The sequence below is a fragment of the Bradyrhizobium sp. AZCC 1721 genome (genome assembly GCF_036924715.1).
Classification (GTDB): Bacteria; Pseudomonadota; Alphaproteobacteria; order Rhizobiales; family Xanthobacteraceae; genus Bradyrhizobium.
Genome location: NZ_JAZHSB010000001.1, coordinates 3491601 through 3516186 on the forward strand (window position 1 = coordinate 3491601; position 24586 = coordinate 3516186).

20 protein-coding genes are annotated in these 24586 nt (G+C 63.1%); 11 read left to right on the top strand and 9 right to left on the bottom strand.

The window, feature by feature from the left end; genetic code table 11:
- Positions 1-86 precede the first annotated feature (86 nt).
- The 5 genes from prfB to V1273_RS16630 all read left to right on the top strand — a co-directional run bounded on the left by prfB (position 87) and on the right by V1273_RS16630 (position 4344).
- Positions 87-1218 (top strand): peptide chain release factor 2 gene (gene prfB / locus V1273_RS16610; RefSeq protein ID WP_334368740.1). Its coding sequence is split into 2 segments (ribosomal slippage): positions 87-155 and positions 157-1218, totalling 1131 coding nucleotides; the frame shifts between segments, so codons are not numbered across the junction.
- 3 nt (positions 1219-1221) lie between these two features.
- Entirely contained in the window at positions 1222-2094 is an 873-nt protein-coding gene (locus V1273_RS16615) for an NAD(P)-dependent oxidoreductase (RefSeq protein WP_334410260.1), read from the top strand.
- Between the two features lie 84 nt (positions 2095-2178).
- A complete protein-coding gene (locus V1273_RS16620) occupies positions 2179-3084 on the top strand; it encodes a DMT family transporter (protein WP_334410261.1) in 906 nt (301 codons plus the stop codon).
- An 85-nt stretch (positions 3085-3169) separates the two neighbouring features.
- Complete coding sequence (locus tag V1273_RS16625; protein WP_334410262.1) at positions 3170-3853, top strand: helix-turn-helix domain-containing protein; 684 nt, start codon at positions 3170-3172, stop codon at positions 3851-3853.
- A complete protein-coding gene (locus V1273_RS16630) occupies positions 3850-4344 on the top strand; it encodes a cupin domain-containing protein (protein WP_334382335.1) in 495 nt (164 codons plus the stop codon). The genes V1273_RS16625 and V1273_RS16630 overlap by 4 nt, the downstream gene beginning before the upstream one ends.
- Positions 4345-4415: 71 nt before the next feature.
- Here the strand turns inward: V1273_RS16630 and V1273_RS16635 are convergent, their stop codons facing one another.
- The 4 genes from V1273_RS16635 to V1273_RS16650 form a co-directional block, all read right to left on the bottom strand.
- Positions 4416-6548: a carbamoyltransferase C-terminal domain-containing protein gene (locus tag V1273_RS16635; protein WP_334410263.1), complete on the bottom strand. Its 2133-nt coding sequence runs from the start codon at positions 6546-6548 to the stop codon at positions 4416-4418.
- A gap of 239 nt (positions 6549-6787) precedes the next feature.
- Complete coding sequence (locus V1273_RS16640; RefSeq protein WP_334412222.1) at positions 6788-7237, bottom strand: SRPBCC family protein; 450 nt, start codon at positions 7235-7237, stop codon at positions 6788-6790.
- A gap of 234 nt (positions 7238-7471) precedes the next feature.
- Positions 7472-8824: a peptidoglycan DD-metalloendopeptidase family protein gene (locus V1273_RS16645; protein WP_334410264.1), complete on the bottom strand. Its 1353-nt coding sequence runs from the start codon at positions 8822-8824 to the stop codon at positions 7472-7474.
- A gap of 99 nt (positions 8825-8923) precedes the next feature.
- Positions 8924-9697 carry a peroxiredoxin gene (locus V1273_RS16650; RefSeq protein WP_334410266.1) on the bottom strand — a complete coding sequence of 258 codons (774 nt, stop codon included), beginning with the start codon at positions 9695-9697 and terminating at the stop codon, positions 8924-8926.
- A gap of 216 nt (positions 9698-9913) precedes the next feature.
- On the opposite strand from V1273_RS16650, the gene V1273_RS16655 reads away from it, so the two are divergent.
- Complete coding sequence (locus V1273_RS16655) at positions 9914-13579, top strand: YhdP family protein (protein WP_334410267.1); 3666 nt, start codon at positions 9914-9916, stop codon at positions 13577-13579.
- Positions 13580-13649: 70 nt separating this feature from the next.
- Here the strand turns inward: V1273_RS16655 and V1273_RS16660 are convergent, their stop codons facing one another.
- Positions 13650-13904 (bottom strand): hypothetical protein, encoded by a 255-nt coding sequence (locus V1273_RS16660; RefSeq protein WP_334410268.1) that lies wholly within the window; start codon positions 13902-13904, stop codon positions 13650-13652.
- Between the two features lie 175 nt (positions 13905-14079).
- Positions 14080-14973 (bottom strand): class A beta-lactamase, encoded by an 894-nt coding sequence (gene bla / locus V1273_RS16665; protein ID WP_442894158.1) that lies wholly within the window; start codon positions 14971-14973, stop codon positions 14080-14082.
- Between the two features lie 113 nt (positions 14974-15086).
- Here bla and V1273_RS16670 point away from each other — a divergent pair, with 113 nt between their 5' ends.
- Positions 15087-15989 (top strand): LysR family transcriptional regulator, encoded by a 903-nt coding sequence (locus V1273_RS16670; RefSeq protein WP_334382330.1) that lies wholly within the window; start codon positions 15087-15089, stop codon positions 15987-15989.
- On the opposite strand, the gene V1273_RS16675 is transcribed toward V1273_RS16670, so the two are convergent.
- Together V1273_RS16675 and tyrS are read right to left on the bottom strand one after the other, a co-directional pair.
- Positions 15990-17237 carry an MFS transporter gene (locus V1273_RS16675; RefSeq protein WP_334382329.1) on the bottom strand — a complete coding sequence of 416 codons (1248 nt, stop codon included), beginning with the start codon at positions 17235-17237 and terminating at the stop codon, positions 15990-15992. It abuts the gene before it with no gap.
- A gap of 158 nt (positions 17238-17395) precedes the next feature.
- Positions 17396-18649: a tyrosine--tRNA ligase gene (gene tyrS / locus V1273_RS16680; RefSeq protein ID WP_334410269.1), complete on the bottom strand. Its 1254-nt coding sequence runs from the start codon at positions 18647-18649 to the stop codon at positions 17396-17398.
- A gap of 177 nt (positions 18650-18826) precedes the next feature.
- On the opposite strand from tyrS, the gene V1273_RS16685 reads away from it, so the two are divergent.
- Both V1273_RS16685 and V1273_RS16690 read left to right on the top strand, forming a co-directional pair.
- The gene (locus V1273_RS16685; RefSeq protein ID WP_334410270.1) at positions 18827-19927 is read left to right on the top strand and encodes an anhydro-N-acetylmuramic acid kinase; all 1101 of its coding nucleotides are present in this window, start codon (positions 18827-18829) and stop codon (positions 19925-19927) included.
- A gap of 119 nt (positions 19928-20046) precedes the next feature.
- Positions 20047-20727 carry a glutathione S-transferase family protein gene (locus V1273_RS16690; RefSeq protein ID WP_334410271.1) on the top strand — a complete coding sequence of 227 codons (681 nt, stop codon included), beginning with the start codon at positions 20047-20049 and terminating at the stop codon, positions 20725-20727.
- 70 nt (positions 20728-20797) lie between these two features.
- Here V1273_RS16690 and V1273_RS16695 read toward each other — a convergent pair whose 3' ends face one another.
- On the bottom strand, positions 20798-21445 hold the full coding sequence (locus V1273_RS16695) for an alpha/beta hydrolase (protein WP_025589847.1): 648 nt from the start codon (positions 21443-21445) through the stop codon (positions 20798-20800).
- A 279-nt stretch (positions 21446-21724) separates the two neighbouring features.
- On the opposite strand from V1273_RS16695, the gene V1273_RS16700 reads away from it, so the two are divergent.
- Together V1273_RS16700 and sufB are read left to right on the top strand one after the other, a co-directional pair.
- Positions 21725-22879: a cysteine desulfurase family protein gene (locus tag V1273_RS16700; protein ID WP_334410272.1), complete on the top strand. Its 1155-nt coding sequence runs from the start codon at positions 21725-21727 to the stop codon at positions 22877-22879.
- A 91-nt stretch (positions 22880-22970) separates the two neighbouring features.
- A complete protein-coding gene (gene sufB / locus V1273_RS16705; RefSeq protein ID WP_334368756.1) occupies positions 22971-24467 on the top strand; it encodes a Fe-S cluster assembly protein SufB in 1497 nt (498 codons plus the stop codon).
- The last annotated feature ends 119 nt before the right edge of the window (positions 24468-24586 follow it).

Here is a 24586-nt window from a genome sequence, read left to right on the forward strand (position 1 = left end):
GCCGATTGCGCTTTGCGGCGTACGCCGCTACATCGGCCCGTTGAACATCTATCCAGTAGCGGTTCCATCCGCAGACAGAAGAGATCATGCGCGCCGAAGTCGAACGCCTTGTTGAAGAGATCAAGCAGTCAGTCGGGCTGCTGAGGAGGCATCTTTGACGTCGAGAAATCGACGGCACGGCTGGCCGAGCTGAACAAGCTCGCCGAAGACCCCAACCTCTGGAACGATCCCCAGAAAGCCCAGAAGCTGATGCAGGAGCGCACCTCGCTGGTGGATGCGCTCGAGGGCATCGGCAAGGTCGAGCGCGAGCTCGACGACAACGTCGAAATGATTGCGCTCGGCGAGGCCGAGAACGATGAAGGCGTGGTGGTCGAGGCCGAGAACGCGCTAAAAGCCCTGAAGAAAGAGGTCGCCCGCCGCGAGCTGGAAGCGCTGCTGTCCGGCGAGGCCGACAAGTTCGATTCCTATCTCGAGGTGCATGCCGGTGCCGGCGGCACCGAAAGCCAGGACTGGGCCGCGATGCTCCTGCGCATGTATACGCGCTGGGCCGAAAACCACGGCTTCAAGATCGAGTATCTGGAAGAAACGCTAGGCGAAGAGGCCGGCCTGAAATCCGCCACCATCCAGATCAGCGGACACAATGCCTATGGCTGGCTGAAGACCGAAGCGGGCGTGCACCGCCTGGTGCGGATCTCGCCGTTCGATTCCAACGCGCGCCGGCACACCTCGTTTTCTTCCGTGGCGATCTTTCCTGTCGTCGACGACAGCATCAAGATCGACATTAAAGAATCCGACGTACGCACCGACACCATGCGCTCGGGTGGCGCCGGCGGCCAGCACGTCAACAAGACCGAATCCGCGGTGCGCCTGACGCATATTCCGACCGGCGTCGCGGTGGTCTGCCAGGCCGGCCGCTCGCAGCACAAGAACCGCGCCCAGGCCTGGGACATGCTGCGCGCGCGGCTCTACGAAATCGAGCTGAAGAGGCGCGAGGAGCAAGCCGCCGCCGATCAGGCCGCCAAGACCGATATCGGCTGGGGCCACCAGATCCGCTCCTACGTCCTGCAGCCCTACCAGATGGTGAAGGACCTGCGCACCGGCGTGCAGACCTCGGATACGTCGGGCGTGCTCGACGGCGACCTCGACGAGTTCATGGCGGCGACGCTGGCGCAGCGCGCGTTCGGCACCGCGCCCGGCCAGGTCGAGGACGTGGACTAATCCATGACCAACGTCGGCTTCATCGGGCTCGGCCGCATGGGCCATGGCATGGCCGGCCGCTATCTCGATGCAGGTTTTACGGTTGCGGTGTGGAATCGCAGCAAGGCCAAGGCGGAAGACCTGATCGCGCGCGGCGCGTGCTGGGCTTCATCTCCGGCGGACGCCGCGAACGGTGCTGATGCCGTCGTCACCATGGTCGCCGCCGACGACGCATCGCGTGCCGTCTGGCTCGGCCAGGATGGCGCTGCTGCAACGATGAAGGCGGGCAGCCTCGCGATCGAATGCTCGACAGTATCGCACCAGCATGCGCTCGACATGGCGCGCGAACTGCGCGGGCGCGGGCTCACCTATATCGATTGTCCCGTCACCGGCCTTCCGCAAGCGGCGGCGGCCGGCAAGCTGACCTTGCTGGTCGGCGCTGACGCGGCCGATCTCGATCGGGCAAAACCCTATCTCGCGCCGATCGGCGACGTGATCAGGCATTTCGGCGGTGTCGGCACCGGCACGGTCTACAAACTGATCAACAATCTGATGGGCGCGGTGCAGATCGCGAGCCTCGCCGAAGGAATCGCGATGGCCGAGCAGGCCGGACTCGACATGAACCTGGTGGCAGAAGCGATGGCGACCGGTGCGGTGGCGTCGCCGCAGGTGATCCGCCATTCAAAGCGCATGGTGGCGCGCGATTTCTCCGGCGCGTCGTTCACGTCGGCGCTCCGCTACAAGGATGCGATCTATGCGGTGAAGCTGGCCGAGAGCCTGCTCGCGGATGCACCGCTACTCGGGCGTGCCGCAGTCGATGCCTACGCCCGCGCAAAGGCCGAGATGCCTGACGACGACGAAGGCAAGATGATCGAGATCGTCTCGCGGCCGAAATAGCCGCCGCACGATCGTATTCGGAAATCGGGTGGCAAAATCCAGCGCGACTTAATAGACGCGGCTGTCCTCTCGATTTGAGCAGCCATGACCGCCAACGACAACCGGATCGACACCCGCGACTGGGCGTTGCTCGGCCTGCTCTCGATTCTGTGGGGCGGATCGTTCTTCTTCAATGGCGTGGTGCTGCGCGAGCTGCCGCCGTTTACGCTCGTGCTGTTGCGCGTGCTACTGGCCGCCATGATCCTGCTGCCGGCGCTGTGCGCGCAGCGACTGCCGTTTCCAAAGGGATCGATGGGCTGGCGGCCTTTCTTCCTCGTAGCCTTGTTCAACAATGTGCTGCCGTTCTCGCTGATCGTCACCGGACAGATGTACATCCCGAGCGGGTTGGCTTCGATCCTCAATGCCACCACGCCGCTGTTCACGGTGGCGGTGATGGCGGCGGCGGGCGAGGAGAAGCTCATCATCAGGCGCGTGGCAGGCGTGATCACAGGCCTTGTCGGCGTCGTGATCCTTCGCGGCGGTGGGCTGGGCTTTGCCAGCGGGCAGGGGCTCGGCATCCTGCTGTGTCTCGCGGCGGCGCTGAGCTACGGCATCTCCGCGCTGATAGCGCGGCGCGCGTTGTCAGACTCGCCGCCGCTTGCCAGCGCCACATTTCAATTGATGGCATCGAGCCTGATGATGATAGTCGTCGCCGGCATTTTCGAGCGGCCGTGGCAATTGCCGATGCCGGGCATCACGACATGGCTCGCCGTCGTCGGTCTTGCCGGCTTGTCGACGGCGCTGGCCTATATCGTTTTCTTCCAGGTGCTGCGGCGCTCCGGCGCCACCAACGTCATGCTGGTGACGTTGCTTGTGCCTGTTACAGCCATCCTGCTCGGCTCGCTCGTGCTCGGCGAGCAGATTTCGCCGCGTGAAATCGCGGGCGCACTGGTGATCGGCAGCGCGCTGCTGATGATCGACGGCCGCGGTCTGAAGTTTCTCGGGCGTTAATTCGCTCGCGCAGGCGGCGCGAGCCGGCTTGACATTTGCCTATATAGCAATACGATTTGCCTTATAAGCAAAACAGGAGAGCAGCGTGGTTTCGGCAGAAGCTGGCCGGCGCGCCCGCGAGGCGGCGCGCCTTGCCGCAATTGGAGCCGTCATTCGCAGGGCCCGTTCGGCGCGCAGTTTGACGCTCGATGAACTCGCCGGAATGGTCGGGCTATCAGTGACATTTCTCTCGCGGATCGAGCGCGGACTCATCGCGTGTTCGATCGGCAATCTCCTGGAAATTGCCGGCGTCCTTCAGTTGCCGCCGGCCGAGTTATTTGCCGACATCGAAGGAGAGGACCGGACGCGCGCGTATCGCGTGGTGCGGTCAATCGATGCCGTTCCATCGAAGGGCGCTGATGCAAACTATGCCTGGCGCAAACTCGCTTCGGGCGTGGGCGAGCAGCGGCTGGAAAGTTTCCTGCTCGAATTATCGGCAAAACCGCGCAAGCCGACGCTGGTCGCGCATCCCGGCGAAGAAATGTGCTTTGTCCTCGAAGGCAGCGTCGAATTTCAGGTGGGCGACGAAACTATCGCGCTGGAGCGCGGCGATTCGATTCATCTGCGCTCAGACGTGCCGCATATGGCGTGGGCGCGCGGGTCCGGCAGTGCGCGCCTCCTGATGGTGACATCAATCGAAAATCAGTCGGCCATCGCGGTCGAGTGGTGGAGCGATATTGCTGGCAGGAAAGGCGAACGAGAGAAAACTGCAAAAGGGAGAGCGAAATGAGCGTCAGGAGCAAGGAGATTCCCGATACCGCGGCCGCAAATGCGGGATTGACGACCGCGCGTGAAGCGTCGCGGAAGGACCACAAGCCTTACGAGGCGCGCCATTTCGACGAAGTCGAATGGGAGACGATCCGCTGGCCGGGCGAGACAGGCAAAATGCTTTTTCATCCGCGACCGGAACGCCCGACCGAACCGAATGCGGGAATTCTGCGCCTTGAACCCGGCGCTTATCATCCCGAGCACTATCATGGCTTCGCACAGGTCTGGCATATCCTGAAAGGCGAGTTTTCAATCGACGGAACGCTGCATGGTCCGGGAACGGTGCTGTTCCATCCCGACCCGCACTTTGAGGGTGAATTCCGCACCGAAACGGGCGGGGAGATATTCATCGTCCAATATCCTGGTCCGACGACCGGTGAGCGCCCAATCTATAGCGGCCGGTTCAACATGGCGGAACGCAAGGCGGTTGCGAGCGAACGCGTCGATCTCTGAGCCGGCGGATCACCCGATCTCAAGGAACAAGCGAATTATCGCGTAAGCTGACTGGAAGCTGATGTCTTCTTTCAGTCGGCAAGCCAGCTTTTGAACCTTCCGCTGTCGCGCTCGCCGCCGTGCCAGGCTGCGGTGACGGTGCCGTCGCCGGCCACCAGCACCACGACATCGAGCCCCTTGGAACGGCGCAGCGTATCGATCGCCTGCTGCGGGGTCTGCGCGATCGGTCCTGCGACATTGAAGGAGGTGTTGACGGACAGCTCGACGCCGATATGGCGGCCGAGCGCCTTTAAGTAGGCATAGGTGAGGGGATCGTCGCCGGCGCGCACGATCTGGATGCGGCCGGTGCCGTCGGCGTGGATGACCGCCGGAATTTTTTCGCGCGCATGCGGCTTCGAATGCGCTGTCAGCACCATGTAGTTATAGGCGTTGTAATCGGCATCCGCAGCGCCGGGCAGCAGTTCGAAGTATTCTTTCGCAGCTTCCAGTGTTGCCATCGGCGCCAGCGGCCGAATGGCCTCGCGGTATTTGACGCGCGCGTTGAGCAGCTCGCGCACCGCCGGATCGCAGGGATTGGCGAGGATTGAGCGATGGCCGAGCGCACGGGGACCGGTCTCGGCCGCGCCCTGATACAGCGCGATCACGCCGTTTTGGGCGACCATCAACGCCATCAGGTCGGCGATCGCTTCAAGGCCTTCAGGCGTCGAGATATCGCCGATCCTTTGCGAGGTGATGTCATCGGCCGCAACGGCGTGGACGATGTCGCCTTGCGAGGGCGGCGTGCCGCAATAGAAGGCGTGCGTCATCGGCGCGCCGCGCGGAGCGCCCGCCAGATGCGCGAACAGCCAGGCGGCACCGATGGTGACGCCGGGATCGCCGGGCACCGGCGGCACCCACAGATGCAGCCGCGCGTTGCGCTGCTGCGCGCCCGCGAACCACGCTTCATCGAAATGTTCGAGCAGCCGCATATTGCCGACCGCGTTCAGCGCGACGCCGCCGGTCAGCACCAGCCGGTTGGCGCCGGTCGTGCGCAACAAATGATCGACGACGTGGATCATGGCGTCCTCGAACACCAGTTGCGTCGCCGCCGCCTTGTCGAGACGGTCCTTGGTATCGGGACGGTGGTGGATGTCCTCGACACGCAGCACCGCATCCGGATTCCAGAGCTGGTCTCGCTTAAGCGGTTCGCCGAGAATTTTTGTGAGTGCTTCCTTGTAGGGATGGTCGAACGGGTCGCAGTACCAGTTGGCCAGCGCGCGATTGAGCCTGATATCGCCGTTCGCCCCGAAATGCAGAACGTCGCGCAGCCGCGTGTAATAGGGATTGCTGGCGCGGTCCATATCGCCCCAGGCGGCAGCGCCCATGTAGCGGCCCTCGCTGGACAGCCAGGTCCAGCCGCCTTGTGTTGACGAGATCACGCTGTAGAATGCACCGAGTGAATCGAACATGCTGTCGTTGCAGTAGAGCCGACGCATCGCGTCGTTCTCGACCACATAGAGCGAGATCGAGCCCTGATCGCCGGTGCCGTCGAGCACCGCAATCGCGGTCGGCGCGGTATCGTCGGCGAACGGCGAGGCGGCGTACGAAAACCATGCATGGTTGTCGTGATGCGGCAGGCAGATCAGCGGCACCCGCTCGGCAAGCCCAAGCTGGCGCGCGAGGATTTTTGGCGTCCGCGTCATCTGGTCGAGGCGGCGGCCGTCGAAGCCCGTGGCCTCGGTGGTGCGTACGAGTTTTAGGCTCTGCGGCAATTCCTCGAGCACCGAGCGCGCCAGCGTACCGGCGAGCGTCGGGTAATCCCAGCTCGTGAGCCAGGCATCGATGTCGCCGATGTCGCGGCCCATGCCGCGCAGCGTTCCGACCGCCGCGTCGATCGACAGCCTCGGATATTCGGTGGTGTGCTTGTTGCCGGAAAAGCGTTCTTCCTCGTTGTTGACGATCAGCCGTGGCCCATTTGCCTGCGTCACCTCGACGAGCGCCAGCCCTGAATTGTGCGTGCCGGGCGCGCCGAGGCCCGCGAGATAGACCGCCTCACCCCGCGCGAGTTTGTCGCGCACATGCGCGATCCGCGCATCGGCGAATTCAGAGCCAAGCTGATGAAATCCCGCAGCACGCATGGTCTTTGCAGCGAGCCAGCGCGCAAAGCGAAATCCACCCGCCGCGAGTTTTGGGTATCGCGGACCAATTCGTGTGTTCGGTTTCAAGCCTTAGTCCAACCTCTGGGCCTCGCCATCGCGCAAGGTCATGCCTGCAGCCCGCATCAATCACAATTGGCGCCGGGCAACAATGCCATTTCGGCATAAGGAATAGGTGTATCCTTGCAAGCGCTGAAGCGGCTTGCGAGACAACTGCGAGCTATGGGAAGTATTCGGCGACATCATGCCGGCGAGGTCGGGTACTGGAGGATGAGGCACCACCGCGTGGTGCCTCTCCTCGACCGTCACTATCCCGGAATATCCGGCTCCACGAGCAATGCGAGCTGGGCAAGCGATTGTTGCCAGCCGAGATAGCAGCCTTCGACCGGGATTACCGTCGGCAAGTTTGTCTGTTCGATGTTGATCTCGGTTCCGACCGAAACCGCTTTCAGGGTCACGGTAACCTCAATAACGCCAGGCAAATTGGGATCGTCGAAACGATCGGTGTAGCGGATCCGCTCGTTGGGCACGATCTCCAGATATTCTCCGCCGAACGAATGGCCGGCGTTCGTGGTGAAATTCGTGAACGACATCCTGAACGTGCCGCCAACCTTCGCGTCGAATTGGTGGACCTTGCATGTGAAGCCGTAGGGCGGCAGCCACTTGGCCATGGCATCCGCATCGAGGAAGGCGCGAAAAACCTTCTCCGGCTTGGTGGCGAGGACACGATGCAAACGAACGGTATTGCCTTGGGACATGACGTTATTTTCTCCTTTACTGAGCGGAGTATATCGCGGGATTTGATTGGGTTCGCTCAGTCTCTGCCACAAGGACGCCCGGCCTCCATGCGATCCGACACGGGGACCAAAAAAATTCACCGACGCGGGCGCGCGGTTCCGTTTTACGTGACGGTAGAATGGGCGGAGGGAGAATAAAAGGAAGTATTCCGCGCGCGATCAACAAGCGAGCACGCCAGTTCTGACGGCGCGATGTTAGCCCGAGCTGAGCCGCACGCCCGCGCGCAGGAATTTCTGCGGATCGACGGCGTCACCGTCGATCCGCGTTTCATAGTGCAGATGCGGACCGGTGGAGCGGCCGGTTGAGCCGACGGCGCCGATGACCTGGCCGATCTTGACGAAGTCGCCGACCCTGACGTGAATCTCCGACAGATGGCCGTAGCGGGTCGACAGGCCGTTGCCGTGATCGACCTCCACCATGCGACCGTAACCACCCATCCATCCCGACGATACGACCTTGCCGTTCGCGGTGACGCGCACCGGATCGCCGCTGGCGGCGCGGAAATCGAGGCCGGTATGCATCGCGGGCCGGCCGAGGAATGGATCGCTGCGAACGCCGAAGCCCGAGGTGAATTCGACCTCGCCGACGACGGGTTTGCGGTAGGGCACCAGCGCGAGCGTCGCGTTGAGGCGCTGCATCTGGGCACGGGTGAGGTTGATCCGGTTGAGCTGGCGTTCGAACGCACCGGCATCCGCCGGCAGCTTCAACGGCACGAACGGGCCACCAATGGCCGAGCGCGGCGTTGCGGCTTCGAGCTGCGCCATATTGAGGCCGAGATCGGTGAACACGCCACGCATGCGGCGCAGCCGCGATTCCATGCTGTCTTCGACCGAGCTCAAGGCCGCCATCTGCCGCCGCTCGACGGAATCCAGCGAGGTCTGCAGGCGGACCAGGACATTGTCGACACCCTGAACCTTGGCGAACTGGTTTGGCTGCGGCTTGGCGACGGCGGGCGCGCGCGATTCCAGCCGGGCCTCGCGATCTGGCGGCGCTACGAAGATCACGGTGTCGCTGATCGGGGAGGGTTTTAGGCTGCCGGAAGCGGGCGTCTCCGCGGCCGCGCCGCGCGGCGGAGGCCGAATCGAACCGGTCGCCGCGATATCCGGCATCGCGCCAAGGGCAGTGGCGCGCGACTCGAGCGCGGTCTGGCGGCGCATGATCTGGTCGAGCTTCTGGTCGAACTGTTCCTGATCGAGCAACTGGCGGCTGGTCGTGCGGTCGACCTTGGCGCGCAGCTCCGCGATGCGGTCTTCATAGGCGTATTGCATCTCGGCCTGCCGGGCGATCAGCCGGGTCAGGACATCATCGCGAAACGCGAAATACGTGGCGGTGGCCGCCGACCACATGCCAAGCAGCACGATCGTGCCGACGACGATCCAGAACACGACCGGGCCGAGCCTGACCTGCCTGCCGGCATGGACGATGGTGTAGCCGTCACCGTCTAGCGCTGCAGCTTTTGCGGCATGGGGTGCCGGACGGTGGGGCGGCGTCCGGCCATGATCGTGGGGATGGTGGTGATCGGCATAATGACCGGAACGGTACGACATCGGCACTCCCGCGCCGGTCGGAAATCAGCTCCGTTCGGCTCAATTTGCGTGCCGATTTGACCCATTCATGGTTAATTTTTGGGAAATGGAACCTGCCGATCACATGCCGCGGACGGCGGCCAACACCTCGTCGGCATGGCCGTCGACCCGCACATTGCGCCAGATTTTGCCGATCCGTCCGTCGGCGCCGATCAGAACCGTCGTTCGAATGATCCCCATGAAGGTCCTGCCGTACATCGATTTTTCGCCCCAGGCGCCATAGGCCTCAAGCATCTCATGTTGCTCGTCCGAGATCAGAGGAACCGAGAGCTGGTGCTTGTTCCGGAAGGATTCCTGGGCCTTTACGGTGTCGGCCGAGATCCCGAGCACCACCGCGCCCGCATCGGCAAACGCGCTATCGAGCCGCGTGAAGTCGATCGCCTCCCGGGTGCAGCCGGGCGTGTCGGCGCGGGGATAGAAAAACAGCACCAGTTTCCTGCCGGCATAATCTGCCAGCGAAACACTGCCGCCGCCGTCGCGCGGAAGGCTGAACGGGGGCGCCATGGCGCCTTCGACCAGTCCGGTTCCGGTAACCGGCTTGGGCATATCCGATAGATTGGATTTTATTAACTGTTTCGATGTCGGCTTGTGCGACGCTTTGGCTGAAGCGCTCTTGGCCGTCTTCGCCGGTTTCTTGGCCGGCTTCTTGGCGGCCGCCTTGGTGGCGGTTTTGGCGGCCTTGTTGGCTACCTTGGCGGCAGGCTTTTTAGTCGATGCCGGCGTGCTGCGGCGGGCGGTCTTGGCGGCAGTCTTGGCCGTGGCCGGTTTTGCGGCGGAAGCCTTGCGGTTCTTGGGGGATGGCATGGAGGATTTCTTGCGCGTTTTCTTGGACATACGCCTTCCTTTCGTCGCTTTCCGCAGATCAACCATTAGGGTATTGCGGGTCTCGCCTTTGACCGTCGGATTCGCTCCGGCTGCTGGGCAAGTTTGATGACCCCGGAGTATGGTTACAAGGAATTCGACGCTACCCCCGTCTGCTCGTCGATGGGACCGCCCAATCAATCCTTGGGCCCGACCACGAGTAACAGTATTAATCGAGGAATGGCAGCGATGCCGGCACAGGAACGCTCGATACCGATCGAAGAGCGTGCCCTTGGCGGCGATCAACCTCAGCGCCGGCACCGAGAGGCAATGGCTAAGAATACTTCGCCCAAGGGGTCGAATCCGCGTGCCGAGGCCCAGCAATGGGATGACGCTGCGGGCTGGGAGCAGGACGAGGCGGCGGGCTATCGTGCGCGACGGCTGTTGTCGCGCTCCAATTCCCGATTCCACCGGTTCGGCGACAAGTTCTCAGCGCTGCAGCAGATGACCGGCGAGCGCTGGGTCAAGCGCCTGGCGATCGTGATCGCCGTGCTGGCGGTGATCTTCACCGGTTGTTTCGGCGGTCTGTGGTGGCGGCTCGGCGCCGGGCCGATCAACCTCGACGTCGCGACGCCGTGGCTGGCGGCCGCGATCGAAGACAATATCGGCCATGGCAACACGGTCGAGGTCGGCGGTACACAGATCGAGCGGGCCGGACGGATTCGAATCGCGGTGCGCATCCGCGACATCGTGGTCCGCGACCGTGACCAGGTCGTCGTCGCGACCGCGCCGAAGGCCGAGGTGAAACTATCGGGCATGGCGCTGGTGATGGGACGGCTGCGCGCCGAGAGCCTCAATCTGGTCGATGCCGAACTTTCGGTGCGAATCACGCCGGACGGCCAGGTGACGGTGTCTGCCGGCGACACCGCCAAGCCGCTGGCGACCGGCGTTGCTTCCAAGCGCGATGCCGGCATAGCCCCAACATTCCCTCGCCAGTCGCCTGCGCCGCCGCAGGGTGCTGCTGCGACGGCTCCCGATACCACGCAGAACGGATTGCTGGCCGGCCTTGACTGGCTCGACAGCCTCAGCCTGACCGGCCTCGATGGGCAGAACCTGAACGAGATCGGCCTCAAGAACGGCAATCTCATCGTCGACGACCAGCAGCGCGGCAACAAATGGACGTTCGAGAATATCAGCCTCAGCATGCGCCGGCCGAGCAGCGGCGGGGTTGCGGTGAGCCTTGGCGAGCAAGGTGCGCGTCCCTGGTCGCTGAAGGTCGTGGTCGGACCACAGCAGAACGGCGTGCGGTCGGTCGATCTTCGCGCCGACAAGGTGCCCGCCGCCAACATCCTGCTGGCAATGCGGGTCAAGGACCTGACCTACAGCGCCGAGCTGCCGCTTTCCGGCGAGCTGAAGGGCGAACTGGGCCGCGACGGTCTGCCGACCTATTTCCGCGGCAAGATCACCGCCGGCGCCGGGAACCTCATCGACAGCGATACGCCTGACTATCCGATGCCGATCGATTCGGCGGAGATGAGCGTCGAATGGGATGCCGGACGGCGCGTGCTGGTCGCGCCCTTCAAGGTCATTTCCGGTTCGAACCGGATTACGCTGCTCGGCCATCTCGAGCCGCCGAACGGCGCCACCACCGAATGGCAGGCCGGCCTTAGCGGCGGCACCATCCTGTTGGCCGGCACCGACAACGAACCGCCGCTGATCTTCAACCGGATCGCGATCGGGCTGAAGTTCGACACCGACCGCAAGCGCGTGCTGCTCACCCAGGCCGATATCAGCAACGGCGAGATCGGAATCGCCGGCACCGGCAGCATCGACTATGCGAACGAGGCGCGGCTCCAGCTCGGTTTCGCTGGAACGCCGATGTCGGCATCAGCCCTGAAGCGGATGTGGCCGATCCTGATCGTGCCCGAAGTGCGCGAATGGGTGATCGAGCGGATCGAGCGCGGCACGCTCCAGCGCATCGAGGTCGGCGTCAACTCGCCGGTGCGCAATCTGTCCCGCAAGGGACCGCCGATTCCCGACGATGGTCTGGCCGTCAACATCGTCGCGTCCGGAGTTACCGCGCGTCCGGTCGACGACATGCCCGCGGTCCGCGATGCGGATTTGAAAGCGCGCGTTACCGGGCGAACAGCGACGGTGACGATCGGGCAGGGAATTGCCGACACACCCGGCGGCCGCAAGATCAACATTTCCGATTTCACCTTCGAGGTGCCGGACATGGCGCCGAAGCCGTCGCCCTCGCGGGTGAAGTTCAGGGTCGATGCGTCCGTGCCGGCAGCGGCCGAGATTCTGGCGTCCGACCGCATCAGCGATCTCTCCGGCACGCTGATCGATCCGAACGCCAGCAAGGGAAACGTTGCCGCCGTCATCACGCTTGGCATGCCGGTCAAGGGCTCGATGACCAAGGCCGACACCACCTACACCGTGATTGCCGATCTAGCCGGGTTTGCCGCCGACAAGCTCGTGATGAACCAGAAGCTGGAATCTAACACGCTCAAGGTGCTCGCCAATAACGCGGGCTACCAGGTCAAGGGCGACGTCAAGATCAACGGGCAACCGGCTTCGCTGGACTATCGCAAGCCGAGCGAGGGCGACGCCGATATCAGGCTGCAGGCGACACTGGATGATGCCAGCCGCGCGCGCCTCGGGATCGATTTCGGACCCGCCGTGAGCGGTTCGATCCCGATCAAGGTGGTCGGCAAGATCGGCGAGAACGACAGCCGCGTCGGCATCGAAGCCGATCTGACCTCGCTGCGGCTCGACAACATCCTGCCGGGGTGGGTCAAAGTGCCCGGCAAGTCGGGCAAGGCGACGTTCAATGTCGTGAAGAAGGAGCAGTCGACGCTGTTCCAGGACATCGTGGTCGAAGGCGGCGGCGTTTCGATCAAGGGATCGCTGGAAGTCGACCAGAATGGCGATCTGTTGAACGCGAACTTCCCGACCTACGCGCCGTCGGACGGCGACAAGACGACGTTGAAGGCCGAGCGCGGCACCGATGGCGTCGTGAAGGTCACGATGCGCGGCGACGTGTTCGACGGCCGCGGTTTCCTCAAATCGGCGATCTCGGGCAAGGAAGCCGACCCCAAGAGCAAGTCGAGGAACATCGATCTCGATGTCGACGTCAAGCTCGGCGCGGTCGCCGGCTTCAACGGCGAGGCGTTGCGCAGCGTCGACAGCAAATTCTCCCGCCGCAACGGCATCGTCAAAAATTTCACGCTCTCCGGCAAGGTCGGGCGCGACACGCCGGTGACCGCCGATCTGCGCGGCCGCGGGCAGGGACAGGGACGCGACATCATCATCCTGCAGACCAACGATGCGGGTGCTTTCTTCCGCTTCACCGACACCTATTCGAAAATGGTCGGCGGTCAGCTCTCGCTTGCGATGGAGCCGCCGACGGTTGAACCCAGCGCCAAGGACGGTCTGATCAACGTCCGCGATTTCTCCGTCAAGGGTGAGGCCGCACTGGAGCGCGCCGCCGCGGGCGGAGCGGCCGGCGTTCAGAACGGCATTTCCTTTACGGCACTGCGCGCCGAGTTCACTCGGCAGAGCGGACAGCTCACGATCCGCGATGGTGTCGTGAAGGGTCCGATCATCGGCGCGACCATCGAAGGCAGCATCGACTATGTCGGCAATGCCGTGCGCATGAGCGGCACCTTCGTTCCGATGTACGGATTGAACAACATGTTCGGTCAGATTCCCGTGCTCGGCCTGTTCCTCGGTGGCGGCAGCAATGAGGGGCTGATCGGCGTGACCTATGAGGTGGTCGGCACGCCTGGCCAGCCCGTGCTGCGCGTCAATCCGATTTCGGCCGTGATGCCCGGCGTGCTGCGCAAGATCTTCGAGTTCAACACCGGCAAGCAGAACAACACCCCGATCGAACTGCCGCCGAATAATTAGTCAGGCACCGCCGCAGGTTGGTGGATGATCGAATGGAAGCTTCGGGATGGAAGCTTTCTCTCGGTAGAAATCACTGCTCTGGTCTGCTTGCCAGACATGGATCCAGCAGGACATGGTCGACGTCGCGTCGTCGATATCCGCCTCTCGCGATAACCCTGTCGCCGACCGCTAGGCCGTTGGATTGGTAGGTCACGCACATGATCCTGATATCCGGCGGTGAGCACAGCACGAGATACCACAAGACTTGATCCGTCTGCACCGCTGTGAGATTACCGACCACCGAGAGATCGATCCGGTAGTCGAGTTCTGGAATGCCGTCCGCCATCCGCCTGACATCCTTGCAGTCGGCTGGCCTCCGCGCGGGCTGCTCTGCTTCGGAAAATGCCGGACGGTCGGCAAATATATCGTTCGACGCGATTGATCGAGTCGAGCTCGGCACTGCAAAGCACAGGATAATGGTTGCTACCGATAATCCGCCAGTTGCTGCGTGCATTCGGCACCTAGCCAGATGCCATGGCCGAGACCGCCCGCGCGACCGAAGCCAAAGTGGCGTTTTGCTGCGCGGCAGAAACGGTGGCGCCAGTCAGATAGGCGGTGATCACGATGGGCGCTTTGCCGGGTGGCCAGGTCACAGCAACGTCATTGTTTGTGCCTCGGGCACCAGTACCGGTCTTGTCGCCGACGCGCCAGTCTTTCGCAAAACCTGCACGCAGTCGCGCGTCGCCGGTCTTGTTGGCGACCAACCATGCCGTCAGTTGCTCGCGCGATGCTGCCGACAGCGCTTTAGTCCCAAGGATCAGCGCTTGCAGATTCGAAGCCATCGCATTCGGTGTCGTGGTATCGCGGGGATCGTCGGGCAAAGCCTCGTTGAGCGAAGGCTCATCCCGGTCTAGCCGCGTGACTTGGTCGCCCAGGCTCCGCACGAAGGCCGTCAGCCCCGGCGGTCCGCCGATGCCGGCAAGCAGGAGATTGCCGGCCGTGTTGTCGCTCAGCGTCACCGCCGCTTCGCAAATTTCAGCGAGCGTCATGCCGTCGCCGCCGACGCGCTTCTCGGTTACGGGTGAGTACACGATGAGTGCGGATGCGTCGAAGGTTACGCGCCGCGTCAATTGTTCCTTGCCGGCATCCACCCGCGCCAGGATCGCGGCGGCTGCCAGCATCTTGAAGGTGCTGCACATCGGAAAGCGCTCATCGCCCCGGTGGGCATGACGAGTGTTCGTTGCTGTGTCGAGGACACAAACACCGAGCCGGCCGCCGCTCTCGCTCTCCAGACGCTTGATCTCGTCGATCAGTCGTTGATTTGCGGTCGATGCGCGTATCGCTTGCCGGGCGCTCAAAGCAGTCGTTATCAGCGCTGCACCGCATCCAAGCTGGAACTGTCTTCTCGTGATCACCAGGAATCCCTCCTTGCTGCGCACAGGAAGGTGCCGATCGGTCGCTGTCTTGACAAACGATGAGTTCTGCGGGCAGGCATAAGAAAAACTAGGGACGAGCAATGCGGCGCCGGATGAAGCTTTCGCACCTTCCGCTCAATGCGCTACGGGCCTTTGAAGCGACGGCGCGCCATCTCAGTTTCACCCGTGCTGGCCTGGAGCTTCGGGTTACACAGGCGGCCGTCAGCCAGCATGTGAAAGTGCTGGAGAACCGGCTTGGCGTACAGTTGTTTCGCCGGCTGCCCCGCGGCGTTGCGCTCACCGATGAAGGACAGTTGCTGCTGCCGAGCATTGTCGAGGCCTTCGGCCGGCTCACCGAAACGCTCAATCGTTTTGACGACGGCCACTACCAGGACGTCATCGCGGTCGGTGTGGTCGGTACCTTCGCTTCGGGCTGGCTGCTGCCGCGGCTCGATGCCTTCAGGAAGGCCTATCCACGGATCGATTTGCGCCTGTTCACCAACAACAATCGTATCGACATCGCGGGTGAAGGCCTCGATTACGCGATCAGGTTTGGCGATGGCCTTTGGCACGGCACCGAGGCGACCCACTTGATGGCAGCGCCATTTACCCCATGCTGCGCGCCTTCGCTGGCTCGCAGGCTGAGCCGGCCGGCCGATCTCAAGCGCGAGGTGCTGCTGCGTTCCTACCGACAGGAGGAATGGCCGCGATGGTTTACCGCTGCGGGACTGCAGAGTCCGGTCCTCAAGGGAATGGTATTCGATTCATCGATCACGATCGCCAGTGTAGCGGCGCGCGGTTTCGGCGTTGCGCTGTTGCCGGCGCGATTGTTTCAGGACGAGATCCGGCAGCGGCGGCTGGTACGTCCTTTCAAGGTCGAAGTCGCGCTCGGCGATTATTGGATCACGTCGTTGCACTCCCGGCGACCGACCGCCGCGATGCTCTCATTCAAGAGCTGGCTGCTTGAAACGATCGCAGCAACAAGGAGGAGCCCTGGCAAGCAGGCCGGGACGTAGCTACCGCCGCAGCGCCGGCACGACCAGGAACGGAATCATTCCGAGCACGACGGCCACCAGCGCGAATGCGATCACGGGGTTGTAGCTGTGGGTCCAGTCGTGGATCAGGCCGCCGGCCCAGGCGCCGAGTCCCGAGCCAAGGCCGCTGCCGATCGAGATCGTGCCGTAGATGGTACCGACCCGTTCGCCGCGAAAGATATTCATTGCGGTTGACGTGATCAGCGGGCCGCGCGAGCCGATCATGCTGCCGAAGGTTACGACGAAGGCGCCGAGCAGCCAGAAGTTCGGATAGAACTGCAGCAGCCAGAGCAGGATGATGCCGACGATCGAAATAGCGTAGCTGAGCAGCACTGATGGTCGTCGTCCGAACATTGCATCGAGTTGGGTCACGCCCAGCATGCCGAACAGCAGCACGACGCCGGAAAAGCCCCAGGCGGTTGCGGCCTGCAGCGGCGGGAAGCCGGCATCGATCAGATAGGCGACGATCTGCGCCGCAAGCGCATACATCCCGACGGCCGTAAAGAAGAAGGTCGAAAACAGCGCCCAGAACGCGTGGTGACGCATCGCGCTGCCGAGCGTCCAGCCGCCGTCGACAAAATCGGGATCGGCCTTTTTCGCGATGTGCGGCGAGCCCGTGGAGAACAGCCGCCATGGCAGCAGCAACAACGGCGGCAGCAGGCAGAGCGCAATGATACCGAACGTCTGGTAGGCGCCGCGCCAGCCGATGTGATCGATCAGAAGCTGCGATGCCGGCAGCAGCACCAGGACGCCCGCTCCGGCGGCGGAATAGACCACCGCCATCGCGGTAGGCAATCGCCGGCCGAACCAGCGGCCGAGCAGGATGGAGTTCGGTACGTTGCCGATGAAGGCGATGCCGATCCCGACGGAGACGCCGACGCTCAACTGGAATTGCCACAGCGCCTGCGCGCGTGACGCCACCAGGAACGCTCCGCCGAGCAGCAGCAGTCCCAGCGAATAGACAGCGCGGGGGCCGTAGCGGTCGAACAGCCGCCCCACCACCGGCGCCGTTAGCCCGCCCGCCAGCCATGTCAGCGAATAGACCGAAACCACTTCCGCGCGGTCCCAGCCGAAATTCTCCGAGATCGGTTTGAGGAAAACCGTAAAGCTCTCGCCGAGGCCACGGCCAAGCAGCGCCAGCGTGAAGCACAGCGCCAGTACGTTGAGCGCCACGCGCCCCGGCTTGAGCGGCTTGGCTGTCGCGTCTCCCTCTGGCGTCTTTTCTTCCATAAGACGCAGGGAGCGCGTTTCCGCTGATGCCCGCAAGCGTCAAAAAGTGAATGCGCCTATGCAAGGCCGAGCTAGATTCTTTGTTTGAGCATGATCTCCGGGCAAACGCTGCGCGTTTGTCCCGAGGGAAAACCGGTATCCACTTTCCGGATCATGCTCTAGGCCGGCTTGAGCAGGACGTGCTTTTTCTTCCCCATGGAAAGTTTGATGACGCCTTCCGGGGTGAGGTTGGACGGTGTGAGCACCATCTTGTCGTCGGTCACGGCGGCATCATTGACGCGCAAGCCACCGCCCTTGATCTGGCGCCGTGCCTCGCCATTCGAGGTCACGAGACCCGCTTTCACGAACAGCCCCAGCACGGCCGCGCCGGCCTCGAGTTCGCCGCGCGAGACTTCCACAGTCGGTAGGTTCTCCGCGATCGCGCCTTGCTCGAACGTTTGCCGGGCGGTTTCGGCGGCGGTGTTCGCAGCGTCGCGGCCATGCAACAGCGCGGTCGCCTCCGTCGCCAGAACCTTCTTGGCTTCGTTGATTTCGCCGCCCTGCAATGCCGCGAGTTTCTCGATCTCGCTCATCGGCAGGGTCGTGAACAGCTTTAGAAATTTCACGACGTCGGCGTCCTCGACGTTGCGCCAGTATTGCCAGAAGTCGTAGGGCGAGAACTGGTCGGCGTTGAGCCACACCGCGCCCTGCGCGGTCTTGCCCATCTTGGCGCCCGACGCGGTCGTGAGCAGCGGCGTGGTCAGCGCGAACAATTGCGGCGTGCCCATGCGGCGGCCGAGATCGACGCCGTTGACGATGTTGCCCCATTGATCGGAGCCGCCCATCTGCAGCCGGCAGCCGGTGCGCCGCGCAAGCTCGACGAAGTCATAGGCCTGGCAGACCATGTAGTTGAACTCGATGAAACTCATCTCCTGCTCGCGCTCGAGCCGGAGCCTGACCGAATCCATCGTCAGCATGCGGTTGACCGAGAAATGCCGGCCGATGTCGCGCAGCATCTCGATCCAGTTCAGTTTCGTCAGCCATTCGGCATTATCGAGCATGATCGCATCGCTCGGGCCGTCGCCGTACCGCAGCACCTTCGCGAACACGCCACGGATCGAGGCCTTGTTGGCCTCGATTTCCTCGATCGAGCGGATCGCGCGCGTTTCGTCCTTGCCGGAGGGGTCGCCGACCATGGTGGTGCCGCCGCCCATCAGGGTGATCGGCTTGTTGCCGCTCTGCTGCAGCCAGTGCAGCATCATCATGGTGAGGTAATTGCCGATATGGAGCGACGGCGCGGTGCAGTCGTAGCCGACATAGGCGGTCGCCTGGCCCTTGGCGGCCAGCGCGTCGAGGCCCTCGAAATCGGAGCATTGGTGGATGAAGCCGCGCTCCTGCAAAATGTTCAGAAAATCTGATTTAAATTTGGTCATGGGCGGGCGCTTTTGATCATTCTATTTTCACTGTAATTGTAACCAGTTGCGGAACCATGGCCGGAACAGGCTGCCGCAAGGCCGGGCGCTGTGGCATTATAAGATGTGCGTGTTTGGCACAAGCTGGTCGTCGTCGGCGGGACGTATCGAGCAGGGCGTTTCAAGGCACAATCGACCATGATGTTGACGGCATTAGGTTTGATGAGCGGCACCTCGCTCGATGGGGTCGACGTCGCTTTGATCGAAACCGACGGCCGCCGGGTGAATGCGCTCGGACCGTCCGGATACCGGCCCTATACCGATACGGAGCGCGGCCTGTTGCGGCAGGCGCTGTACGAGGCCGCCGACCTGACCGATCGCGCGGCGCGGCCCGGCTGCCTGCGCGAGGCCGAGCGGGTCGTCACCTCTGCGCATGCCGAGGCGGTGGCCGCCTTTACCGCGCAACACCGGATGCGCTTCGACGATATCGACATCGTCGGCTTTCACGGCCAGACCGTGCTGCACCGGCCTGAGAAAAAGCTGACGGTCCAGATCGGCGATGCGCTGACGCTCGCCAGGACGATCCACATTCCGGTCATGTACGATTTCCGCGCCGCCGATGTCGAAGCCGGCGGGCAGGGGGCGCCCTTTGTGCCGGTCTATCACCGCGCGCTTGCCCAATCGCTGGACTGGGAGGGACCGACCATCGTGGTCAATATCGGCGGGGTTGCCAATATCACCTATATCGACGGCGACACGCTGATCGCCTGCGACACCGGCCCGGGCAACGCGCTGCTCGACGACCACATGTTCCGCCGCATGAACCAGCGCTTCGACACCGAGGGCCGCACCGCCGCGCTGGGCAGGGTCGATGCGGCCTGGATCAACCGTGCGCTGGAGATGCCGTTCTTTTCGCTGCCCCCGCCGAAATCGCTCGATCGCAACGATTTTGCGGGCCTGAAGCTCGGCGATATGGCGCCCGCGGATGGCGCGGCGACGCTGACCGCCTTTACCGTCGCTGCGATCGCCCGGGTGGTGCCGTTGCTGCCGAAGGAACCCAAGAACTGGATCGTGGCCGGCGGCGGCGCGCGCAACCTCACTATGCTGCGGATGCTGCGTGAGTGTCTGGCGCCTGCGACCGTCCGGGCGGCGGACACCCTGGGCTGGGCCTCCGACGCCATCGAGGCGCAGGCTTTCGGATTTCTGGCGGCGCGAGGCCTGAAAGGCCTACCGCTGAGCTACCCCGCCACGACCGGGGTGCCGCTCCCGATGACCGGCGGCATCATCGCGCGGCCGTGACGCGGTTCAAGATATGTTGATGCAATTGCATTGACCTTGACGGCTGCATGCAGGTGCATCTAATTTAGATGCAGATGCATGGAGCGGAGGCCGGCCGGCCTTCGCGTTGGGAGGTCGTCATGGCGCAGAAGCTCACTTTGATCAGCCACAAGCTTTGTCCCTATGTGCAGCGCGCCGTGATCGCGCTGAACGAAAAGGGCGTTCCGTTCGAACGGGTCGACATCGATCTGGCCAACAAGCCGGACTGGTTCCTGAAGATTTCGCCGCTTGGCAAGGTGCCGGTGCTCGTCGTGACCGGTGCCGACGGCAAGGAGGTCGCGCTGTTCGAAAGCAACGTGATTTGCGAATACATCGAGGACACCCAGGGCGGCGCCAAGCTGCATCCGCAGGATCCGCTCCAGCGCGCGCAGCATCGCGCCTGGATGGAGTTCGGGTCGACCATTCTGAGCGAGCTCTGGGGTCTGGAGACGACGGGTGATCCCGCGATCTTCGAGAGCAAACGGCAGGCGGTTGCCGCAAAATTTGCGCGCGTCGAGGAGGCGCTGGGTAGCGGGCCGTTCTTTGCCGGCAAAAATTTTAGCCTGGTGGACGCGGTGTTCGCGCCGATCTTCCGTTACTTCGACGTGTTCGATCAACTGACCGATCTCTCGGTCTTTGCCGACACGCCGAAGGTCCGCGCATGGCGAGAGACGCTGGCGAAGCGGCCGAGCGTACGCACGGCGGTGGGTCCCGACTATCCGCAATTGCTGCACGCGTTCCTGGTGCGCCATAACGCGCATTTGCTGAAATTGGCGGCCTAGCGCGGCGGGTAGGCCCGGCTCTGCGGTGCACCACTTCGTGTTGCACCACGCCCGGGGCACGGACCAGACGTCAGCGGACGTTGGCAAGGCGCATGTCGAGATAGCCGGTCACCGTCTCCATCAGCGGCTCGAGCTTGCCGTCGAAGAAATGATTGGCGCCCGGGATGATCTGCTGATCGATCACGATGCCTTTCTGCGTCTTCAACTTCTCGACCAGCGTATTGACGTCCTTCGGCGGCACCACCGCGTCCTTCTCGCCGTGCACGATCAGGCCCGAAGACGGGCAGGGTGCGAGGAAGGAGAAGTCGTAGAGATTGGCGGGCGGCGCGATCGAAATAAAACCTTCGACCTCGGGCCGGCGCATCAAGAGCTGCATGCCGATCCAGGCGCCGAACGAAAAGCCCGCGACCCAGCAGGCGCGTGCTTCGGGATTGATGGTCTGCGCCCAATCGAGCGCGGATGCCGCGTCCGAGAGCTCGCCGGTGCCGTGATCGAATGAGCCCTGGCTGCGGCCGACACCGCGGAAATTGAAACGCAGCACCGAGAAGCCGCGATGCGCAAACGCGTAATAGCACTGGTAGACGATCTGGTGATTCATCGTGCCGTGGAACTGCGGATGCGGATGCAGGATCATCGCGATCGGCGCGTTCTTCTGCTTGGCCGGATGATAACGGCCTTCGAGGCGGCCTGCGGGGCCGGTGAAAATTACTTCAGGCATTGATGATCCCTAGGCAACGGACGTGATCCGGCGGAAAAGAATGTGATCATGCGTCGTTGGGCGATGCGCGAACGGGCGCTCCCGTGAACTGGTTGCGGCCTTCTAGCATGAGGCGAGGGGCAAAAAGCAAGCATCTTGAACGTCTCGAAGGCTGTTCAAGGGGTCAGCTTGCGATTGTATGAGACGGCACGATCCCCAATTGCCATAAGGCGCTTTGCGCAGGCACCCGGCGTACCTCGCGCTGGCCGCCCGCGGATGTAGGTAATATTATACAGAACAATGTCCGACCGCATCTATCTCGATTGGAATGCGACGACGCCGCTTCGCCCCGAGGCGAGGCAGGCGATGGCGGCCGCTTGGGACCTGGCCGGCAATCCGTCCTCGGTGCATGCCGAAGGGCGTCAGGCACGCCGGCTGGTCGAGGACGCACGGGCTGCAGTCGCGGCGGCCGTCGGCGCCCGTCCGCACGACGTGGTGTTTGCTTCCGGCGGCACCGAAGCCAATACTATGGCGCTGGCGCCGGGATTGCGCCGGGGCACGGGGTCGCCGGTCCAGCGACTGGTGGTGTCGGCCATCGAACACCCGTCGGTGCTATCGGGCGGACGGTTTCCGGCGGACACGATCGCGGCCATTAAGGTCTCGGGTGCCGGCTTGGTCGACCTTACCCATCTGCGTACGCTGCTGGCCGAAGGGCCGCCTGCGCTGGTGTCGGTGATGCTGGCCAACAACGAGACCGGCGCCATTCAGCCGGTCGGCGAAGTCGCTGACATCGTGCATGAAGCGGGCGGGCTGCTGCATGTCGATGCGATCCAGGCACTCGGCAAAATACCGTTCGATATCAAATCGATACGGGCCGACCTAATCACCCTGTCTGCGCACAAGATCGGCGGCCCCAAGGGGGTTGGTGCGCTGGTCCTGGCCGAAGAGGTTCAGGGTCTGGAGCCGCTGCTCCGCGGCGGTGGCCAGGAGCTGGGCCGCCGGGCGGGAACCGAGAATGTCGCCGGTATTGCGGCCTTCGGCGCTGCGACCAAGGCAGCCATGGCCGAGCTGCCGGCCGGCGCCATCCGGCAGCAGGGCCTGCGTGAGCGCCTTGAGAAGGGGCTGAAGCAAACGCCTGAAATCATTGTGTTTTCAGAGCATGCGCCGCGCCTGCCCAATACGACGCTGTTTACCGTTCCCGGGCTTCGGGCCGAGACGGCAGTGATCGGCTTCGATCTCAGCGGTATTTCGGTATCGTCCGGTTCCGCCTGTTCCTCGGGCAAGGTGCAACCATCCCACGTTCTGGCCGCCATGGGGTTCGAAGGCGAGCTGGCACAGGGAGCGGTGCGGCTCAGTCTGGGCTGGTCTACCACGGAGACAGACATTGATTTGGCCCTTGAGGCTTGGCGAAAGCTCGCCGATGCCTTACTTAGAGGGCGACGAAACACGGCTTGAACCGTTCTAAGCGGGTTTCGCCGGAAACGCTTCGTCACACTGATTTGCGATTGTTCCACCGCGGTCCTTGAAACCGCGAGCGGAGGATGGAATGCCAGCCGTACAAGAGACGGTCGAGCGCGTACGGCGCATCGACGTCGATCAATATCGATATGGTTTTGAGACGCTGATCGAGTCCGACAAGGCCCCCAAGGGTCTCTCGGAAGACACCGTCCGCTTCATTTCCGCGAAGAAGAACGAGCCGGCCTGGATGCTGGAATGGCGTCTGGAGGCCTATCGCCGCTGGCTGACCATGACCGAGCCGACCTGGGCGCGCGTCAACTATCCCAAGATCGACTACCAGGACATCTATTACTACGCGGCGCCGAAGCCGAAGAAGACGCTGTCGTCGATCGATGAGATCGATCCCGAAATCCTCAAGACCTACGAGAAGCTCGGCATACCCTTGCGCGAAGTCGCCATTCTCGAAGGCGTCGAGCCCCCGCCCGGCGGCGAGCCGTCGGCCAACCGCAAGATCGCGGTCGACGCGGTGTTCGATTCGGTTTCGGTGGCGACCACCTTCCAGAAGGAGCTGAAGGCCGCCGGCGTGATCTTCATGCCGATCTCGGAGGCGATCCGCGAACACCCCGAACTGGTGAAGAAGTATCTCGGCACGGTCGTGCCCACCTCGGACAATTATTTCGCGACGCTGAACTCGGCGGTGTTCTCCGACGGCTCGTTCGTCTATGTGCCGCCGGGCGTGCGCTGCCCGATGGAGCTGTCGACCTATTTCCGCATCAACGAGCGCAACACCGGCCAGTTCGAGCGCACGCTGATCATCGCCGACAAGGGCTCCTACGTCAGCTATCTCGAAGGCTGCACCGCACCGCAGCGCGACGAGAACCAGTTGCATGCGGCGGTCGTCGAACTCGTCGCCCTCGATGACGCCGAGATCAAATATTCGACGGTGCAGAACTGGTATCCTGGCAATTCCGAAGGCTTGGGCGGCATCTACAATTTCGTCACCAAGCGTGGCGACTGCCGCGGCAACCATTCGAAGATTTCCTGGACCCAGGTCGAGACCGGTTCGGCGATCACCTGGAAATATCCGAGCTGCATCCTGCGCGGCGACAATTCGCGCGGCGAGTTCTACTCGATCGCGATCTCGAACGGTTACCAGCAGGTCGATAGCGGCACCAAGATGCTCCATCTTGGCAAGAACACGTCGAGCCGCATCATCTCCAAGGGAATCGCGGCGGGCAAATCGCAAAATACCTATCGCGGCCTCGTCACCGCCCATCGCAAGGCGACCGGCGCACGCAATTATACGGCCTGCGACTCGCTTCTGATCGGCGACAAATGCGGCGCGCATACCGTGCCTTACGTCGAGGCGAAGAACTCGTCTGCGACCTTCGAGCACGAAGCGACGACGTCAAAGATCTCCGAGGACGTGCTGTTCTATTGCACCCAGCGCGGGCTCTCGCAGGAGGAAGCGGTTGGCCTCGTGGTCAACGGTTTCGTGAAGGACGTGCTGCAGCAACTGCCGATGGAGTTCGCAGTTGAGGCGCAGAAGCTGATCTCGATCTCGCTCGAAGGATCGGTTGGATAGCGACCTCATCCTGAGGAGGCCGCGCAGCGGCCGTCTCGAAGGATGAGAGGAAAGATTGTGGCCACGCCTTCGAGACGCGCCTGGCGGGCTCCTCAAGACGAGGGGTGAAAATGGAAAAA

Coding starts and splice junctions, on each gene's coding strand:
- V1273_RS16650 (WP_334410266.1), bottom strand. CDS start 9,697: ATGTCCAAGAAAACGCGCAAGAAATCCTCCATGCCATCCCCCAAGAAC.
- V1273_RS16690 (WP_334410271.1), top strand. CDS start 20,047: ATGGCGCAGAAGCTCACTTTGATCAGCCACAAGCTTTGTCCCTATGTG.
- V1273_RS16685 (WP_334410270.1), top strand. CDS start 18,827: ATGATGTTGACGGCATTAGGTTTGATGAGCGGCACCTCGCTCGATGGG.
- tyrS (WP_334410269.1), bottom strand. CDS start 18,649: ATGACCAAATTTAAATCAGATTTTCTGAACATTTTGCAGGAGCGCGGC.
- V1273_RS16645 (WP_334410264.1), bottom strand. CDS start 8,824: ATGTCGTACCGTTCCGGTCATTATGCCGATCACCACCATCCCCACGAT.
- V1273_RS16670 (WP_334382330.1), top strand. CDS start 15,087: ATGAAGCTTTCGCACCTTCCGCTCAATGCGCTACGGGCCTTTGAAGCG.
- V1273_RS16700 (WP_334410272.1), top strand. CDS start 21,725: ATGTCCGACCGCATCTATCTCGATTGGAATGCGACGACGCCGCTTCGC.
- V1273_RS16615 (WP_334410260.1), top strand. CDS start 1,222: ATGACCAACGTCGGCTTCATCGGGCTCGGCCGCATGGGCCATGGCATG.
- sufB (WP_334368756.1), top strand. CDS start 22,971: ATGCCAGCCGTACAAGAGACGGTCGAGCGCGTACGGCGCATCGACGTC.
- V1273_RS16660 (WP_334410268.1), bottom strand. CDS start 13,904: ATGGCGGACGGCATTCCAGAACTCGACTACCGGATCGATCTCTCGGTG.
- V1273_RS16675 (WP_334382329.1), bottom strand. CDS start 17,237: ATGGAAGAAAAGACGCCAGAGGGAGACGCGACAGCCAAGCCGCTCAAG.
- V1273_RS16630 (WP_334382335.1), top strand. CDS start 3,850: ATGAGCGTCAGGAGCAAGGAGATTCCCGATACCGCGGCCGCAAATGCG.
- V1273_RS16655 (WP_334410267.1), top strand. CDS start 9,914: ATGCCGGCACAGGAACGCTCGATACCGATCGAAGAGCGTGCCCTTGGC.
- V1273_RS16620 (WP_334410261.1), top strand. CDS start 2,179: ATGACCGCCAACGACAACCGGATCGACACCCGCGACTGGGCGTTGCTC.
- V1273_RS16695 (WP_025589847.1), bottom strand. CDS start 21,445: ATGCCTGAAGTAATTTTCACCGGCCCCGCAGGCCGCCTCGAAGGCCGT.
- V1273_RS16640 (WP_334412222.1), bottom strand. CDS start 7,237: ATGTCCCAAGGCAATACCGTTCGTTTGCATCGTGTCCTCGCCACCAAG.